Source organism: Gaoshiqia hydrogeniformans, assembly GCF_049347105.1.
Lineage (GTDB): Bacteria > Bacteroidota > Bacteroidia > Bacteroidales > Prolixibacteraceae > Gaoshiqia > Gaoshiqia hydrogeniformans.
In genome coordinates this window covers 1,200,673-1,220,177 of the sequence record NZ_CP186334.1, presented here as the reverse complement: position 1 = coordinate 1,220,177, position 19,505 = coordinate 1,200,673, and the positions used below count along the sequence as shown (strand labels likewise).

Below are 19,505 nucleotides of genomic sequence, written 5' to 3'. Positions count from 1 at the left end.
CACATAACCAGATTATTATGAAAGAAAAATGTACTTCAAAAGTCAGTCGCATCATTGCGTTGATGTTTGTTTTTTTGCTTCCGGCGGTTCCGGTATGGGCCGTCGACTTGTCGGGGACCTACGATGTTGGTGCATCCCAGGTCCTTAAAAACCTGAATGATGTGGCAGCACACCTCAACGGGAGCAATTTGACCGGTCATGTGGTCTACGAGTTGAACGCCGATTATGCCGGCGGTGAGACATTCCCGGTTATTTTTACCTCATTTACAGGTACCTACACTGCTACCATCAGGCTGAAGGGCGGTGCGGGGGCGAAAACGACCGAAGGGTCCGATCCTGTCAACCTGATCAGGTTTGACGGCGTTGCCAACTTGATTTTTGACGGCCGTGAGGGTGGCGTAGGCACATCCATCGTCGACAACAAATGGACCATTTCGAACACGAACACAACGGGCACCACGTTCACGTTTGTGAACGATGCGAAATGCAACGTATTGCGGTATTGTAATATCCAGAGCGTGAATGCATCGATTGACAGCGGAACCATTTTGTTCAGCACGGCTTCGGTTGCCGGTAATGATACGATCACGATTGACCACTGTGCCATTTATGATGGGGCCACCAACCCGCTCAATGCCATTTACTCTGCTGGTTCGGCCACGTATACGAATAGTGGCAATGTTATTTCGAACAACCACATTTACAATTTCCGGAACCTTGCCACAGGCACAACAACTTCGTCGTCCGGGATTGTTTTGGAGTCAAACTCAACCGGTTGGACTATCAGCGATAATAGCTTTTACCAAACTGAAGCTTATGAAGCTGCTTCAACCTTGGAAACAACAACCTATGGTGTCAGCATTAAAGACGGAATTAGCCACGTGATCACCGGCAACTTTATCGGCGGCAGCGCCCCCAATTGCGGCGGCAACCCATGGACTGTAAATGGGGAGGGTGTTCCTTTGCCTGCTGTCCCGGTAAAATTCAGGGGTATTTCGGTGGATTATTTGAATACCGATGTTGCAACGGCGCCATCCGTTCAAGGTAACACAATCAGTAACATTCGTTGGGGAACTTCTTCTCCGGTTACTATTAGCGCAACATCGTCAGGGGAATTCTGTGGTATTGAGATTTTGAAAGGATCCGCCAATGTTGGCACCGTTGAGGGAAATGTGATCGGCAGCATCGACGGCACCGATGACATTGTGGTAACCGGAGTGGGCGGGCCGGCCTGGATAACCTTTATCCACACGGGTTCAGCCGGCGGCAGTACGGTCAATATCGCGAACAATACCATTGCCGGGGTAACCAATGTTGGTGCAACTACCAGCCAGGGTACATTTACTTATTGCATTTATTTGGGTTCTGCAGCTGCCTCGAATGTGGTCAATAATACGATCGGTAACCCTGCTGTTGCCAACAGCATTAGCGGTGGATTGCCCGGAACAACAGCCGGAAGTTTTATGAGGGGGATAATGGCTGCCAGTAACGGCTTTGCCACCATTCAGAGCAACACCCTGTCAAACTTTACATTAAGGGGTACTGCCGCGTCAAATGTGCTCCACGGGATATATCTTCCAGGTGGGAACAATATTATTTCAGAAAATACAATCACCAATTTCACTATGGAAGCAGCTAATACAACTGACAATGGTGGGGCTTCTGTCATTGGGATTAGAGTGGCTTCATCAAGCGGCATATACAGAATCTGGCAAAATACGATTTCCAACTTAAGCAATACGCACTCCAGTGCTGCAGTAAAGGTTTTAGGGATTAACAGTATAGCAACCAGTACAGCGACCAGTACAATTTATCGAAATTCGGTATCCGGGTTAAGTGTTGTTTCAACTAACGCAACAGCGGCGGTCCGTGGTATTAACTTTGAAAGTGGCAAAGCTGACATACAGAATAATTTTATTGAATTGGGTGAAGGACTAACATCCGGCATCAGTATTACAGGAATAAATGTTACAGCAAGCACTGCCGGCACCGGTGTTTATTTCAACACGGTGAAGATCGGAGGTTTAGGAGTAGCCGGTTCACTGGATACTTACGCATTTCGCTGTGATGAAGCGACAAACAGCCGTACCGTCCAGAACAATATTTTCTATACTGACCGCTCAAACGCATCCGGCACCGGAAAATACTATGCCGTGCGGATTGCCGGGACAAGCGGCCTGACCATCGACTACAACGACTATTATGCTACAGGCACAGGCACTGTTTTTGGATACAACGGGGCCGATGTGGCCGACCTTGCCGCCTGGAAAACAAGCACCGGGCAGGATGTGAATTCCATTTCGGTGTTACCAACCGATCCGGCCCTTGTTGCGGGCCTTCCCATCGCGGGCATCACGACTGATTTTAACGGCACAACCAGGGCCGCTACCCCAACAATCGGGGCTTTCGAATTATCGCCTTCGGCAGCAACCTGGACAGGCGCCACAAGCACCGATTGGAACACGCCATCGAACTGGAGCGGCTCGGCAGTTCCCTCGGCATCAACCGATGTGACGATTTCAACAGGCGTGCCAAGGTTCCCTGTTGTCAACCAGGTTTCCGGCTCTCCGGCGGTTTGCGCTGCACTGACCATTGAACCGGGCGCCACCCTAACCATTGCCCCGGCAAAAGCGCTTACGGTAAACGGACTGCTTACCAATAGTGGTACATCTTCGGGTCTGGTCATTCAAAGCAATGCGACCGGCACGGGGTCACTGATCGCCGGTTCTGTTTCGGGACCAGGCACGGCACAACGCTGGATGACAGCCGGAGCATGGCACATGGCAGCTTCATCGGTACCAGGGCAATCAATAGCCGAATTCCTTACAGCCAATACGAATATTGCAACTAACAGCAGCTACAGAGGGATGATAGATTATGATCCTGCATCAAATAAGTGGAACGGCTTTTTTACAAACGGGACAGGTGGAAATTTAGATATAAGTAAAGGGTTCGCCATGCGCGTTGAGTCGACCAGTGGCACAGTTACCTTCTCTGGATTGGTCCAGGCGGGACCAATCTCGGCAACTGGTTTTACCCCAGGTTTCTGGAACTGTATCGGTAATCCTTTTACCTCGGCAATCGGTATCAACTCCATGAGTGGTAGCGTAGAAAAATTTATAACTGCCAATGTGATTGATGCTGCCAATATTGATCCTGTTTATGGAGCTATTTATGTTTGGGATCAATCGGATGATAGCAACGAGATGTCTGGAAAGTATACAGTGGTCAGTAATGCATCTGCGGGATTTGAGGTTCAGCAAGGACAAGCGTTTTTTGTAAAAATGAATACGGGGGCATCTTCTGTCAATTTTAATACGGCAATGCAACTTCATAATGGTACGCTTAACTTAAAGTCTGCTGGAGTTCCCTGGCCAACCATTAATCTCACCACCCAAGCGGGTAGTCAGTTATGCGAAACGATTATTACATTTAACAACAATATGACATTCGGTTTAGATCCGACCTTTGATGCCGGATTATTCAAAGGAAGATCCGATTTAACAGTTTATTCCTGGTTGGTGGAAGATATTGGTGTCCCCTTTGCCATTCAAGCCTTACCGAATTACAGTTACAGTGCAATGATCATTCCGATTGGTGTTGATTTCAAATCTGGAGGAGAAGTAGTTTTCTCAGCTCAATTGTCAAACTTGCCGGAGGAATGTGAAGTAATACTTGAAGACAAACTAAATAAAATTTTTACCGATCTGTCAAAAACCAGTTACACCGTGTTGCTTGAGGCAAATTCAGAAATTACTGATCGTTTCAAACTTCATATGTCATCTCTGACTACAGGATCAGGTTCGGATCAGATCCCGATTCCCGGATCTGATATATCATTTGGAGAATTGAAAGCTTATGCTGTAAGTAACGCAGAGATTCAGGTTGCTGGTGAGGTAGGTAGGAATACTATTGCAACTCTATACGATATTCAGGGAAGAAAAATCGTAATAAAAATATTGGAAGAAGGGAACTTGAATATTATACCGACACCTTACCTAAGAACCGGAATCTATTTGTTATCTGTTCGGGATAACGAGAAAATGCAAAGGTTTAAGATACCGGTAAAAGAATAATTCTATTGTAGAACTCATTAAAAAAACAAAATATGAAAAATAGAACTAAAGAAGTTGTACAGAAAAAGACCGACGATGTCGAAGTGGAAAAGATATCGCGTAAAGATGCTCTCAAAAAAACCGGATATTATGCTTTTTCAGCAGCAACAATGATGATTCTGCTTAGTAATCCGAATAAAGCACAGGCGGCATCACCTGGACCTGCAGCTCCGCCCAGATGGAGTATATAATTGGAATGGCTCAGATGAAAATATTTTTAAATGGTTTCACTTTTTAATAATAAATTTTTAGAATGCTGGGAGTAATCCCGGCATTCTTTATGAAATCAGTGCAGTGAAATCAAAGTATTTGGTAGAGTCTGTTCCTGATGAAAAATAGTCCAATCCGGATTTGGGTACTTCTGAAATAAGAACGACCTGACTTTCGTCCTGATCCGATTGTCGACTTATTTATATATTCGATATAAACAACATAACTATTTTGCAATATGAATGAACATAGCAGAGAATCCCTCAGTGTATAAAAATTTCTTTTTACAATCTCCAATGTAAAGCATTGAATTCTGGCGATGAAAAGGGAATAACCTATTTTTTATCCAAAAAATAAGGAATTTGTTGCAATCCGTTGAAAAGTTTGGTTTCCGGACAGAAACTGGGCAATGTATTAATAATATAGGGGAAGGCAGGAAAGTATGCAGACCGGGATGAACATATTGTTTCTGTACTTGTACATAACCAAAAGGCTGTAATACAAACCAACTATGGACCTAAAACAGAGTGAACCCGGGAGTATAGCCTGTTTTTACTTTTGTTTGCTGGACAACTAAAGTAAAAGAAATTGAGACTCAGTATATGATGTTACTCCAACGCCGGATAGATGATACCCAATTGGATTTTGACCTTATTGATGACTGTGGTTCATGGGTATTGTTGGACCCAGGATAACCAAAAATATAAAACCTTTGTCATTTTCTTTCCTTGAGAAATGCAAGTCTAAAATACTGAAATCCAACGTAAAGAATACAACTTCGGTTTTATTTATACTTCCGCGGCATCGAATTCCGCTACCGAACCGTCGTCAAAATATGGTACAAGCTGATTTGGAGAGTGCAGGCCGGGTTTCATTTAATTTTTTTAGTTTTGTCCCTTTACAAGATTCCTCAGGAATGACTGAAAGCGAGAAATATTTATTTGAAAGATTAAAAAAAGGCGATGAAGCCGCATTTAAAGTCATTTACAACATGTATGTCCCCCGGTTGTATTATTTTGCTTATGAATATGTTCCATATCGCGATTTGGTTGAAAATATTGTTCAGGAAACCTTAATGGTGTTGTGGGGGAAGAAAAATGAATTGGCAGACAACACAAACCTCGGAGCGTACCTGTTTACAGTCGCAAAAAATAATTGCCTGTACAAACTGCGCGACCGACGTTATAAACAACAACTTTTCGACTCGAACGAGATGGGCGAACTGGAATTAAAATTTAACCTTGATGCGTTATCCTCACTTGATACATCTCAATTCGCTTTTTTTGAAATTGAAAAGATCATTGCAGATACCCTCGAACAATTACCTCCGCAATGCCGCGAAGTGTTCAGGCTAAGCCGGTTTGAAGAAAAGAAAAACCGGGAAATCGCGGCGGAACTGGGTATTTCCGAAAAAACAGTCGAAGGGCATCTCACGAAAGCACTGAAGTTGTTCCGGGCTACCTTAAAAGACTACCTTCCCATTGTCGCATTCCTGTTTGTACCATAAAATTTCACGGCGCAATTTTTTTAAAAATATTCTCTGTGGTTGGCTTCAAATGAGTGACTTATGATATTTCCGGAAAAATATTTCAATTTTTGACAAGGGTAAATGCGGTTTCATGTTTTAGTGTATATGAAACGAACTTGTGAAAAAACGGCACAGCGTTAGTTTTCCATGCAGGTGTCGTATAGATGGTAGTCGTTTAACGGGATAAATACCCTGATGATGAAGATTTATACTTTGTAAAAGGCTTATGAAGAACATCGACAGCATATTAAAAATAGTTTTGGGGACGCTGAATGGCGGCCAAAAAAATGAAATCCTTTCCCGGCTTGATCAGGATCCCCAGGCAAAAGAAGAATTCAGGAAGATTAAAAACGCCTGGGCGCTCGCCGCATCAAAAAAAGTAATGCCTGATTACGACGTCGAGCAGTTGTACCTAAACTTCAGAAAGCAGGTGGCAAAAAAGCCTGGATCACGCAGACTGCCTGTTTCCGGTTTGTTAAAGTACGCCGCTGTTTTTATTTTGGCGGTTGCGATATCAAGCCTTTTCTTCTACTTTCAACATAACCGTTTCAATGCTCTTGGAAAAATAGATTACACAACGGCTATTGCGGGTTACGGGCAGGTGTCCAAAATCATACTTCCTGACAGTTCGGTTGTCTGGCTGAATTCTGGTTCGCAAATCAAATATAACAACAACTATGCGCGTGATAACCGGGAGATATACCTGACCGGTCAGGCGTATTTCCAGGTTGCAAGAAACGAAGCGGTACCCATGAGAGTTTTTTGTGACAACCTGGAAATCAAAGTTTTGGGGACCAGGTTTGATTTGAGCGCCTATCCTGAGGATGAGAACATCAGCCTTTTCCTGGAGTCGGGCAAAGTAGAAATGCGAGATCTTGCACTGAAATCGGTCTGTTGCGAATTAAAACCCGGGGAGATCGCCCAATATAATAAGTCAACCGAAGATTTGTCCTTCCCAAAAGTCACGGCCGATAAATTTGTATCGTGGAAAGAAGGGATATTGATTTTCAGGGATGACCCGATGGCCGATGTAATCCCCAAACTTGAAAGGCGCTACGATATTGAAATAAAAGTATCTTGTCCGGAGATTTACCAGTCCATTTTTACCGCGACAATCAAAAATGAAACGCTGGAGGAGATTTTCAAATCCATAAGTTTTGCATGTTCCATTAACTATAAAATTTTGAAAGGGGACAGCCTGGATGCTAAAACTAAAATCATATTGACAAAATAATGCTAAAAACAATGCTAACTAAAATTACGAAAAAGGACTTGCTTATGAGAAAATAAAACAACTGCTTAAAGGGAAAAAAGGAGATGCTGCTAACATCCCCTTCCATTTCTTTTGCCTGGTTCACTGTTGATGAGAGGCAAACAATAATCTGAATCGTCAAAATTCAAATCAAAACAAATTTATGAAAAAAAATCATTATTCATTGATCCCGGTTTTTCATGAAATCTGGAGTTCTAAATTTTGCAGGAATATGAGGACAACACTGTTTGTGTTATTGGTAACGATCTCACAGGTATTTGCAACAAGCACATACTCTCAAAACACCCGGTTGAACATGAACCTTCGGAACGTTTCGATCAGGGAAGTTTTAATGGAAATAGAGAATAATTCTGACTTCTATTTTATGTACGACGCAACAAAAGTCGACGTTTCACAACGGGTCGATGTGTCGGGAGAAAATTTGCTGGTCACGGAAATATTGGATAAAATATTTCAGGAGACAGGAATTATATACGAAGTGAACAACCGGCAGATTGCACTGACCAGCACTCAGGCCGCAAGACCGGTAAGCCAGGACGCCCGGGGACTGTCAGGGAGAGTTACAGATAGCTCAGGCACTCCGCTTCCAGGAGTAACCGTGGTGGTCAAAGGGACCACGATGGGGACCATTACGGATATCGACGGGCGCTATTCTCTTGACAATGTTCCTGCCAATGCCACGGTTATCTTTTCATTTGTGGGGATGACCACGCAGGAGATTGCCGTTTCAGGAAAAACAACGATCAATGTTTCGCTGGCCGAAGAAATGGTTGGCATAGAAGAAGTGGTCGCAATTGGTTACGGCACCATGCGAAAATCAGACCTGAGCGGCTCGATAGCCAGCGTGAAAGCGGAAGATTTAACTGCTTTCCCGACGACTCAGGCTATGCAGGCCTTGCAGGGACGGGCATCCGGTGTGCATGTGCAGGCAACGAACGGGGAACCGGGTTCAGACTATCGGGTCCGTATCCGGGGGGCAAAATCCATCAGTTCATCCAGCGACCCGTTAATTGTTGTCGATGGCTTTCCCGGGGTTGCCATGCCGGTAAGTGAAGATATTCAATCCGTTGAGGTGCTAAAAGACGCCTCGGCAACAGCTATATACGGGTCCCGCGGGGCTAATGGCGTTATTATGGTAACCACCAAAAGCGGTAAAGCAGGAAAGGCAAGGATCGAACTTAATTCTTCCTATTCGGCACAAAAAGTGCTCAATAAACTGGACCTGCTTAAAACAGCCGATTATATCAATTATGTAAATGAAATTGAACCGGGAAAACTTTCCGGTACAGGTTATGAAGATACCGACTGGCAGGACGAAACATTCCGCCAGGGAGGCATACAAAATTACCAGCTTTCTATCTCGGGTGGTAATGATGATGTCCGCTACTACGTTTCGGGTGTTGTATACGACCAAAAAGGGATTGTGCTTGATTCCAAGTTCAAACGTTATTCAATCACCAGTAACCTTGACTTACAGGCTTCAAAAAACCTCAAGGTAGGCGTTAAACTCTTTGCGTCGAGAGAGCTTAGGGATGGGACAGTGAGCATGGAAGGAAGTGGCGGCGCCGGACAGACAGGCGTAATGTCGGCAACGGTTTTAACCGAACCTACTATTCCGGTTTACAACGAAGACGGGACCTATCACAGTTCATTTATGACCGGCCTGGAACGCGACAACCCGGTGGCCATCGCCAAAGAAACGGCAATTGAAAGTGAAAGTGATAACCTACAGGCGAATGTATTTGGCGAGTACCAATTAACCAAAAATTTGAAATTCCGGTCAACTTTTGGCGCACAGACCTGGTCAAACCGTTACGGGAACTATCTGCCATCCACGATGCATGGTGGCAGGAGCTTAGCCGGTCGTGGTTTTATGGAGGGCCGCAGGATTACCAACTTGTCCAATGAAAACTACTTTACCTTTAGTGAAAAATTCAATGACGTACATGATCTGACCGTCATGGCCGGTTACACATACGAATCGTACCGGTCCGAATACTGGCGTGGCTCAAGTCAAAACTATATCACTGATGCATTTGGTTATTGGAATTTATCGGGGGGATCGGTTTATAACGCGCCGCTCTCAAGTTTAACCGAATCCGAGTTGGCGTCGTTCTACGGAAGGCTTCACTATAAACTATTTGACCGTTATTTGGTTACGTTTACCGGCCGCTACGACGGATCGTCAAAATTTGCAAAGAACAATAAATGGGGTTTCTTCCCGTCTGGCGCCGTTGCCTGGAATTTAGCCGAAGAAGGTTTTATGGACGGGGTGCCTCAAATCAGCCAGTTGAAGTTGCGGGGCAGCTATGGTGTCACCGGGAACCAATCCATTCCGGCTTACGGCTCGTTGGCTTTGATGAACGTTGTCCGCGGTGTTATTTTGGGCAATCAAGTGGTGAATGCAGTCACCCCCAATACTGTGGCAAATGACAACCTGACTTGGGAAAAGACAGCCCAAACGGACATTGGTATCGATTTGGGTTTGTTTGACCAGCGTATTTCGTTAGTTGCCGATTATTATTACATGAAGACCACCGACCAACTGTTCCAGGTTCCCTTAGTTTCCTACTCGGGATACAACAACATGTGGAAGAATTTTGGGTCGGTGGAAAATAAAGGATTTGAATTTTCGCTGACAACGGTGAACCTTAACGGCGACTTTAAGTGGACCACCGATCTTAATTTCTCGCGCAACCGGAATAAGGTATTGAAGTTGCCTGGTGGCTCCGATATCCGTAGGTCCGTATTCCCCGGTCACATGGTTGGCATCGATAATACAAATATCCTGAGAGAGGGACAACCCATGGGGGCGTTTTATGGATACATTTATGACGGGGTTTACCAGGAGGGCGATACCTTTCTTCCCGGCGACGGTTTTGAGCAGGTTGCCGGCGGCGAAAAATTCCGCGACATTAACGGCAAGGTAGATGATGTGCTGACCGGTCAACCCGACGGACAGTTGAATGCTGATGACCGTACCATCATCGGCGACCCGAACCCGGATTTTATCTGGGGGTTAAACAATACATTTGAATACAAAGGGTTCGATTTGAATATTTTTGTCCAGGCTTCGCAAGGAAACGACATTTACAGTTTTACTTTGTTTGAACTCGAATTGATGCAGGGCTTTAACAATTCGACCACCAGGGCGCTTGACCGCTGGACGCCAACCCATACCAACACCGATGTTCCCAAAGCAACGGCCTCCCGTTCAAGGATATCATCGAGCCGTTTTGTGTATGACGGTAGTTATATCCGGCTTAAAAACATATCGCTTGGTTATCAGTTGCCAAAATCGCTGCTGCGCGGCGCCGGCATCAGCTATGCAAGGGTTTATGTAAGCGGTCAGAACCTGGTTACCATCACCGATTACCCGGGATATGATCCGGAAGTAAACTACCTGGGAGCTACCGGTATGGGAACCACCAGCAATGTTATTGTTGGGTACGATTACGGTAGTTATCCGAGTGCGAAATCGGTCACGGTTGGCGTGCAGGTTAAATTTTAATGTTTCCGATTAATTCACTTCAAATCTAAAAGAAATGAAATTATCTAAATTTTTTATATTGCCATTAGTAACACTTTTCGTGTTTGGTTGTGTTGACCTGGATGAAGATCCGGTGGGAAGGTTAATTCCTGAAGGCTTTATTAAATCGGAGAGGGATGTTCAAACCGTTATCAACGGCGCTATTGGAAAAATGGCGTCAGATAATTACTGGGGAAGGGAAATGGCTGCCGCGATCATGCTTAGGGGCGACATGGTTGACATCGGAAACCGGTCGACCGCGGCGGCAAGGATCCAGATTAACGATTTTAACGCCAATTCCACGAACGGGATGATCGGTACATTTTGGCCAATGGCTTACCAGGTTATTGATGCGACGAGTACAGCCATTGAAGGGGCGGAAGCCCTTGAGCAAACAGCCGGAATGAAAGCCCTTATTGGTGAAGCAAAGTTTGTACGGGCTTTCACGTATTTCAACCTTGTGCGCCTCTTTGGGGATATCCCATATTTTGACGGGCCCGTGAAAGACCCCGAGGCTGCTGCATCTATTTCAAGAACACCCGAGGCTGCGGTATATCAGAATATAATTAATGATTTGGAGTACGCCAAGGAAAACCTCCCGCTTGAGCATCCTTCGGGTGACCAGCGCAGCAGGCCGTCCAAGGGATCGGCTTATACCATGCTGGCCGATGTATACCTGACAATCGGAAATTGGCCGGAAGCTTATAACCACGCCAAATGGGTGATCGACAACGCAGGAAGCCTGAACTACGCACTTGAAGCAGATTACCAGGATCTTTTTGTTTCCAGTAAGCAGGATGCGGGCTTGGCCGAACACATTTTTGCCATCGAGTATAAAAAGGCAGGTAACACCTGGCCAATCGACTATGACAGCCATGCGGCGTTCACCGGCTTGAGCGGGGCGGATGAAGTGGCCGGTTTTGATGTAGCCGTACCGTCTTTAGCTGTGTACACCACATGGGACAGCAGGGATTACAGGAAAAAAGTAGCCTTGGCCGACAGCGCCCATTATGGTGGGATCCTCGTTCCCTATACTGAATTTCAAGGGACAAAACGCCCGCATATAGCCAAATACTGGCGGTTTATGGGCGTACCGCGCGACCAGGTTACCGATACTGAAAATAATTATGCCATTTACCGGTATGCCGAGGTTTTATTAACCGCTGCCGAAGCGTTGAACGAAGTTAGCGGGCCAACTGCCGAAGCCCGGGGATATGTGAACCAGGTACGCGCAAGGGCCCGGAATTGGGCCGGTACAGCAACCGCTTTCCCTGCAGATGTCGATCCGGCAATTTCCAAAGATGATTTCAGGACCCTCGTCCTGGAGGAAAGAAGGCTCGAACTTAGCTTTGAGTTTAAGCGTTGGTGGGACATCAAACGCCGGCAGATGGGTAACGAAGTGTTCGCCCTGGGTTCCCTGGAACCCCATGATAAATTTAACGATAACCAATATTTGTTGCCAATCCGGCAACGGGATATCGACCTGAATAAGAACCTGACCCAAAACCCGGGTTATTAAGGTAACTGTTGATCTTCTGTTTCAGCGCCCACCAACGTGGGAGAGGCGCTGAAACAGATGCTTAAGCACTCAATTTAATCCTATTGGTTTCTGATTGTTCAGCTGGCAGCCTGATTTGTTTGTTGCTGGCAATCAGGTTTATCGATAGTTTTTAAGTCAATCTTTTTTACTTCTTCCATGAGGGGAAGGGCTGCATTCGTCAGCTTTTCCCCTTTATGGGAGGGTAAAAAGGGACCGGATAGGTTTCGTCCCGGGTTACTATAAAGGTTGGGGCATGAAGTACATGTCCACGAGGATACCGCGATGGAAGACTTTAATTATGCTAACTTCATAAATTTTCTTTTGTGAAAAGGTTTTTCCTGTTGGCCGTGTTATTTATGGCCCGGTTTGCTGTGTTCGCTGTTGAACCCATAAATCCTTTGGCAACAGAAGATGTAAAAAGGGTCTTGAACTATCTTGCCGGGCTGAAAGGCAATGGAATATTGACCGGCCAGCAAAACCTGGCTGACGACGTTACCAAGTGGACAAACAAAGTATGCGAACTGACGGGTGAGTTCCCGGCTTTATTGGGCGAAGATTTCAGTTACGGCCACGAGGCTTTCAAAAAGCGCTTGGATATAGTGGATGCCGCCGTTGAACAGTGGAAACAGGGTGGATTGGTTACCATTTCGTGGCATCAGGTTAACCCTGACACCTGGGACGGAACGGTGAATGAAGGGGATTTCAAGGACACCCAAAAAGCCATGACCAACGAACGTTTTCAGGAACTTTTGCTGGACTCAACGGCGATTCATGAAAAATATATCGCCCACATTGATACGGTGGCAACTTACTTAAAAATGTTAAGAGATTCAGGGGTCGTGGTGTTGTGGCGGCCATATCACGAGATGAACGGACGTTGGTTTTGGTGGGGGGCCAAGCCTGGGTTCAACAAGCTGTGGCAAATGATGTACGACAGGTATACCAACCATCACGGGTTGAATAACCTGATCTGGGTTTGGGCGCCAAACATTTCAAATCCGCTATCGATGTATTATCCGGGCGACGATTATGTTGATATCGTCGGATTTGACGGATATCCGGATGGCGTCCGGAATTGGGACAGGGACGATACCTTGAAAAAAGAATTAGATGAACTGGTTGCATTAAGTAAAAACGGTGTTGTTGCGTTGACCGAGGTTGGCTGGCTGCCCGATATGGACTGGCTGCAAACCAGTCGCCCTGAAATTGTTTGGTTTTTATGCTGGTGGACCCATCTTACAGAAAAAAATACTGACGATGAAATTAAACAGGTGTACCATCACTCCTATGCGATAAACCGGGGGCAGGTAAAATGGAGATGAAAGAAATACTGCCAATATCTAGGCAAAGCATTTCTTGGTCAGGGCGTACGGAGATAACATAAATCAAGGGCGAATCACAGTAAAGATATGATTTATGCTAACAGAAATCAGAAAACCATGTTCGCACGGTCTATGAGTAAGTAAGAGAATTGGCGATAGAAGATCATCTACTGCGACAAAAACCACTGTTTATTTTACAACAGTTGCTATAGTGACTTGTCAAATGAATTATGACTGCATATGCTAAATCAATTACAAATTTTAACCTAAAATTGGACATTATGAAATTAAGAAACTTTTTTCTGGTGTTATTTTTTAGCTTTCTGGTTTTACTTTATCCTAAAATCACGGAAGCACAACTACCGGTCGATGCAGACGGCTGGACTGTATTTACACCCTCGGCGGATACGCGTATTTATTACGTGGACGATGTGAACGGGGATGATGTGACTGCACAGTACGTAGAGGCATCGTCAGTGGCGGATCCCAAGAACCCGGGCCCTGTTAACGCCTACAAAACTTTTGTTGCAGCTGCAATGGCTGCGCGTGACGGGTATCCTGACTGGGTGCTGCTAAAACGCGGTGGTGTGTGGCAAGGTGAAACCTGGCCAACCATAAATGCCGCCCGGTTTAAAAGCGGACGGAGCGCCACAGAGCCGATTATGATCGGGTACTACGGTACCTCAGGCGACCGGCCAATGATCAAGCTCGCCGCGATGCTGATCGATCACAACGGACAGGTCAGGAACCATGTGGTGCTAAACGGCTTGTTTCTGTATAACTCCAGACAGGACCCGGCCTCGCCTGATTATGTGCCCGGTTCGCTCAACATCCCGTTGCGTTTTATCGGCGGCGGCGAAAACATTCTGATTGAAGATTGTAAATTCCGCTTTATCGAAATTGCTGTGCAAAATTACGCCGGGGCGTATAAAAATTTTAAATTCAGGAGAAATATTGTCCTCGATGCCTATCATCCGAATAGCGCCCTGAGCAGTAGTAACCGGTCCTCGGGTATTTATGCGAGCGATGTGGACGGATTGCTCATTGAGGAATGTACATTTGACCACAATGGATGGAATAAGAGTATTCCTACTGCTGATGCCACGCAGTACAACCATAATGTTTACATTCAATACACGACTTCAGGTGTTGTTGTGCGTAACAATCTGATTACAAGAGGTGCAGCACATGGTGTGCAACAACGCGGCTGCGGAATTGCCGAAGAAAACCTGTTTGTTCAAAATGCCGTTGCCTTGAACCTTGGCTATCATGGTCACGAATCGGACAAAGATACCATTGCCATCGCGAAGAACAACGTTATACTGGAAGGCCGTTTGATGGACCCGGACGGGAGTACCGGTTCGCTGAGCACGACGGCGGTATGGGGTATCTGGACCGCCTACGAACGTTTTGTTTTGGAAAATAACATTGTGGCTAACCGCATCTCACCGAACAGCAATTCTGCGTTCCCAAACGGACAGGGAGGAGTGGTAGACTATGTGAACAATACCGTTTACCAATGGGATAATGCCCTAAATATGACCAATCCGAACTGGATTGATCCTGAGCGTTCTATCGCAACATACAACGGGTCTCTCGGCAAAACAGCAACCCATGAAGCATTCTTTGCGGAAGTCAGGGAACGGCCATTGGGTGCCTGGTACCCCGAATATGAGGCTAAAGCCGTAAATGACTATATCCGGGAAGGTTTTTCAATTGCCGGGAACCAGTCGCCCACGGTTTCTTTTGTTAATGGGGGTATCAGTAGCGATGTTCCGGTAACTGTTAACTTTACGCCAACAGTGAACGATCCTGACGGCGATGTGGTTAAATATATCTGGAAGTTCGAAGATACGTTTTTCTATCCGGATGGTTCAAGCCGGGAGTTAGACAAAGCTTTCAGCACCACTGCCAATGCTTCCTATACCTATACTTATCCCGGAACATATACTGTCACCCTGACTGTTTACGATGGGAACGGCGGAACTGCCACCTATGTTGACAGTATAACTGTTGCGGGCAATTATCCTCCCCAGGCTGCACTGACAGCCGATGTAAAAACAGGTGATGCGCCATTGACGGTCAATTTTAATGCATCCGGTTCTGTGGACCAGAACGGGGACGAACTGATTTACATTTTTGATTTTGGCGATGGTTCGGTCATTTCAACCAAGGACCCGACCGTGTCTCATGTGTACCCGGCAGGAAATTATACCGCCAAGGTAACCGTGGATGACGGAAACGGCTCTTTGGATTCCAAAACAGTTACAGGGATCAGTGTTAGCGACCCAACCGCCGAGTTCACGAATTACCCGGTCGAAGCGGACGCTTACTTGTATTCGGGCACCCCGGACACAAACTATGGGACGGTGCTGTATTCGAATATTGACCAAAACGCAAGGCACGGTATTTACCGGGTTAATTATACCGCCAGCACCAACGAGATTTTAGGGGCTGAGTTTAACATCCCCGTCAAATTTGGTTCCACCGAATGCGCAGTCAAATATGTAGAAGATGACAGTTGGGGCGAACTTACGGTTACCTGGAACAACAAGCCGGCAGCATCGGAAGAGCTGGCTTCAAGCACGAACGGAAAGTTTGTCATTACCGATAACGTGAAAAATGAATCAGACAAAATCATGTCGTTATTGGTTTATGAACATGGCAACGCATGGCAGGAATTCCGTTACAGGGAAACCGGATGGGCCTTCCCTTATTTAAGGTTGCAAACCCGGTTTGCTACAAATAACCATACCCCGGTTGCCCATATTTCAGCCGACCAAACCTATGGCGATGCACCACTGACCGTAAATTTTGATGCTTCCGGCAGCACTGACGAGGATGGTAATACACTGAGCTATACCTGGAACTTTGGCGACGGTTCTCCCAACGTGAACGGGGTTACGGCACAACATACGTTTATGATTGAGGGAACCTATATCGTTACGGTTATTGCCGATGACGGTCAGGGGGCCAAATTTGGCAGTAAGGATATTGATGCCCTATACATCACCGTGCCAACTTATATAACCGGCGTAACCGTGATCCCGGCGGCAACTGAGGTTTCGATCGGCGATACAACGCAACTGGACTACATTGTTTCTCCTGCCGGGGCCACCAATAAATCGGTTACCTGGAGTTCAAGTGATGAAACCATTGCTACTGTTGATGCGGGCGGTTTGGTCAGCGGCCTGAAATTAGGCACGACAACCATTACGGCAACCACAAACGACGGTGGGTTTACAGCTGTTTGCGCAGTAAACGTAATACCGGTAGCCGTTGCCGGGGTATGCCTGGACAAAACAACCCTGACCCTTGCCAAATGGGAATCGGAACAACTCACAGAAACAATTACGCCTGAGGATGCTGAAAACAAGGCCGTAACATGGAGTTCAGATAATGAATCGGTAGCAGTCGTCGATGCATCCGGTTATGTTACCGGTATGGGGCCGGGCGATGCTGTGATCACTGTTACAACCGTTGACGGTGGCCATACGGCAACCTGCGAAGTTACCGTAACCGGAGGAAACGGAGTGGCACATGAAACGTTTACTAAATTGACGGCATCTTCAGCCGATTACAGTTCAGGATACTACATTGGAGATAACTCACAGAACTGGATATATAACGGCGTAAGGAAAATTGAGGATGGAATTACTGGTACGACAGCAGAGATTCGTCGCTGGGGATCATCTCTCGAAACAACGTTAGTGGACGGACTTAATGAACTCTCTTTTACAATTAAGACACCGGCCGGCATCGTGAATTCCCCGGGCGGGGCGCAGCTGAATGTCTTTATCAACGGAATCAGCTATGGCATATTTACCCCGGATGCAATAGGTCAAGAGAAGGTACATACAATTACCGGAATTAATGCTGTTGGCAGTGTAACCGTAAAATTTCAAGCTGTTCTTTATTGGGCTGTATTAATCGATGATATCAATTGGACCGACAATTATCAATCAACTCCACCGGCGCTCACCTTTACCGAATCTTCGGATATCGGTGTACAGGCTTGTGATTTTGCCGATCAGGCTACCCTTGACCTTGTTTTTAACAACTGGTTGGAGGAGGTGGTTGCTGAAGCTGCCATCGGTGGTGGTTGCGGCCATCCCCAGGTAGCAAATAAAGTAACCGAAACCCCTGAACTTTGCGCTGGCGGGACCACCACCGTTACCTGGACAGTTAGCAGTCCGTGCGATACCATCACATTCGATGCGTCATTCACCATCAACGCAGGCGTTCCGGTTGTGACCGACTGTCCGGCCAATGTTACCCTGCCGCAATGCGCTTCCGTTGAGGAAATTCAGGACGCGTACAATGCCTGGATCGCCGGATTCGGATTTACGGGCGGATGCAACAATGCAACCGACAATTTGGCCGAGTTGCCTGCTTTGGGCATTGACCCGGTAACCGGGGGAAGCATTTCGTTTACTTACGAAGCGTGGGATAACTGCAACGAAGTGAGTTGCACCTCGGTTTTCACAGTGGTACCTTGCCCGATTGATGAACTGTGTACTTATGGACAAGGTTTTTATGCTATTCAAAACGGTCAGGCGTGTAACCTGGAAATGGCGCAAAACGGCAATACCTTGGTCGCATCGCTTTTGGCAGGCGCCCCGTTAAAAATAGGTTCAGGCAATAACATGGTCATTTTCGGTGAGGCAGATGCCGGCTTGATCGGGAGCATTTTACCAGGAGCGAATAAAGGAGAAATCGTGTTGAACGGTATTTGCATTCCATCGGAGGATGCTTCTTGTTTGATTTCTTATCTGAACAAACAAGGAAAAATCAACAGCCAGTTATTCGCCCAGACACTTACCCTCGGGCTGAACCTGCGGGTTTATGGCGGACTGCAATTCCTGCCGCTTGAAGCCGGGAAGAAACTGGTTACCCAGGAAAAAGTTAGTTGCGAATATGGCTCAGGGCTTGTGCCAATCAGTTGTGAACCTAAGTACGACCCGTACCAATATTACGAGTTGGAAGAGGACGTACTTTGCTATATGGCTGAAAACGGCTACGAATTGACAGTAACAGGCCTGTTCAAATTAGCCAACGACGTATTGGGCGGCCTGGTTGATCCGGCAAATGCTCCCTCCTGCGCGGTTGGTGCAAAGAAAATCGCCAAGGCGGTTGAAATCATCAACAGTGCATTCATCGGTTGCCGGGCTTTTGTGGGCTATATTGATAATGAGTTTGTATGCAACGGGGTTGCCGGGCTGAAATCTGTTTCGGTTTCCGGTCTGGGCCAATTTGGCGACGACCTCAAATTGAGGGCTTATCCAAATCCGTTCAGCGAGCAGGTACGGTTCGAATTCCGTTCAAACCAGGATGGCCATGCAACCATCAGCCTGTTTAACCTGCAAGGCAGCAAAGTAGCTGAAATTGTGAATAAAAACCTGGTTAAGGATAAGGGCTATGCTGTTGTTTTCAACGGCGCGTCCTTGTCCCCGGGGGTTTATTATTATCGGTTTGTAAGCAATGGACAAGCACTAACCGGTAAAATCGTGAAACAATGACAAATATGAAGAACGAGTAGGAAAAATTAGGCCGTTTCAAATTTCATTTTGAAACGGCCCTTACTATCCTCCATTCGAACTGAATTTCGGGTGATTGAAAGGATTCTAATAAAACTAATATCTTCGTATTAAATTTGAAAATAAAGGAAAAGATCCGGTGATTCGCTACAAACATGATAATAGTTTGTAACAGATTAGTAAATTTGGTTGTGCTGTTTGGTCGGAAAAATGCCTATTGTCATTTATAAACTTATTTGAAACCTAAGAAAATGATCATGTTACATGAGTACTTTTTTATGTTGTATGATTGCGAATCGGTGCCTTCAACTTTTACTGATCCCATATCGTTTCAGTTGGTGAGATAAAAGGCTCCATGAAACAACGAGTTGAGGCAAATTTATCGGATAGATATTGCTCGATACATGGAAAAATAGCCAGTCTTTTTCTTCAAAATGCGATATTGCATCTT

The 19,505-nt window shown here is 46.0% G+C and carries 8 protein-coding genes; all 8 read left to right on the top strand.

Features of this window, described 5'->3' with window-relative positions:
* The first annotated feature begins 17 nt into the window (after positions 1 to 17).
* Positions 18 to 4,076, top strand: a complete 4,059-nt coding sequence (locus ACOIT5_RS05035) for a T9SS type A sorting domain-containing protein (RefSeq protein WP_423129372.1) — start codon at positions 18 to 20, stop codon at positions 4,074 to 4,076.
* A 32-nt stretch (positions 4,077 to 4,108) separates the two neighbouring features.
* Positions 4,109 to 4,306, top strand: coding sequence for a hypothetical protein (locus ACOIT5_RS05030; RefSeq protein WP_423129371.1), 198 nt, complete (start codon positions 4,109 to 4,111; stop codon positions 4,304 to 4,306).
* 935 nt (positions 4,307 to 5,241) lie between these two features.
* Positions 5,242 to 5,832 carry an RNA polymerase sigma-70 factor gene (locus ACOIT5_RS05025; protein WP_423129370.1) on the top strand — a complete coding sequence of 197 codons (591 nt, stop codon included), beginning with the start codon at positions 5,242 to 5,244 and terminating at the stop codon, positions 5,830 to 5,832.
* A gap of 247 nt (positions 5,833 to 6,079) precedes the next feature.
* Positions 6,080 to 7,087: a FecR family protein gene (locus ACOIT5_RS05020; RefSeq protein ID WP_423129369.1), complete on the top strand. Its 1,008-nt coding sequence runs from the start codon at positions 6,080 to 6,082 to the stop codon at positions 7,085 to 7,087.
* A gap of 250 nt (positions 7,088 to 7,337) precedes the next feature.
* Complete coding sequence (locus ACOIT5_RS05015; RefSeq protein WP_423129368.1) at positions 7,338 to 10,637, top strand: TonB-dependent receptor; 3,300 nt, start codon at positions 7,338 to 7,340, stop codon at positions 10,635 to 10,637.
* A gap of 34 nt (positions 10,638 to 10,671) precedes the next feature.
* Positions 10,672 to 12,174, top strand: a complete 1,503-nt coding sequence (locus tag ACOIT5_RS05010) for a RagB/SusD family nutrient uptake outer membrane protein (protein ID WP_423129367.1) — start codon at positions 10,672 to 10,674, stop codon at positions 12,172 to 12,174.
* 344 nt (positions 12,175 to 12,518) lie between these two features.
* Positions 12,519 to 13,517, top strand: coding sequence for a glycosyl hydrolase (locus ACOIT5_RS05005; RefSeq protein ID WP_423129366.1), 999 nt, complete (start codon positions 12,519 to 12,521; stop codon positions 13,515 to 13,517).
* A gap of 281 nt (positions 13,518 to 13,798) precedes the next feature.
* On the top strand, positions 13,799 to 19,036 hold the full coding sequence (locus tag ACOIT5_RS05000) for a PKD domain-containing protein (protein ID WP_423129365.1): 5,238 nt from the start codon (positions 13,799 to 13,801) through the stop codon (positions 19,034 to 19,036).
* Positions 19,037 to 19,505: the final 469 nt, after the last annotated feature.

Excerpts from the sequence above, each read along its gene's own strand:
- ACOIT5_RS05000 (WP_423129365.1), top strand. The coding sequence starts at position 13,799 with ATGAAATTAAGAAACTTTTTTCTGGTGTTATTTTTTAGCTTTCTGGTT.
- ACOIT5_RS05030 (WP_423129371.1), top strand. The coding sequence starts at position 4,109 with ATGAAAAATAGAACTAAAGAAGTTGTACAGAAAAAGACCGACGATGTC.
- ACOIT5_RS05010 (WP_423129367.1), top strand. The coding sequence starts at position 10,672 with ATGAAATTATCTAAATTTTTTATATTGCCATTAGTAACACTTTTCGTG.
- ACOIT5_RS05020 (WP_423129369.1), top strand. The coding sequence starts at position 6,080 with ATGAAGAACATCGACAGCATATTAAAAATAGTTTTGGGGACGCTGAAT.
- ACOIT5_RS05035 (WP_423129372.1), top strand. The coding sequence starts at position 18 with ATGAAAGAAAAATGTACTTCAAAAGTCAGTCGCATCATTGCGTTGATG.
- ACOIT5_RS05025 (WP_423129370.1), top strand. The coding sequence starts at position 5,242 with ATGACTGAAAGCGAGAAATATTTATTTGAAAGATTAAAAAAAGGCGAT.
- ACOIT5_RS05015 (WP_423129368.1), top strand. The coding sequence starts at position 7,338 with ATGAGGACAACACTGTTTGTGTTATTGGTAACGATCTCACAGGTATTT.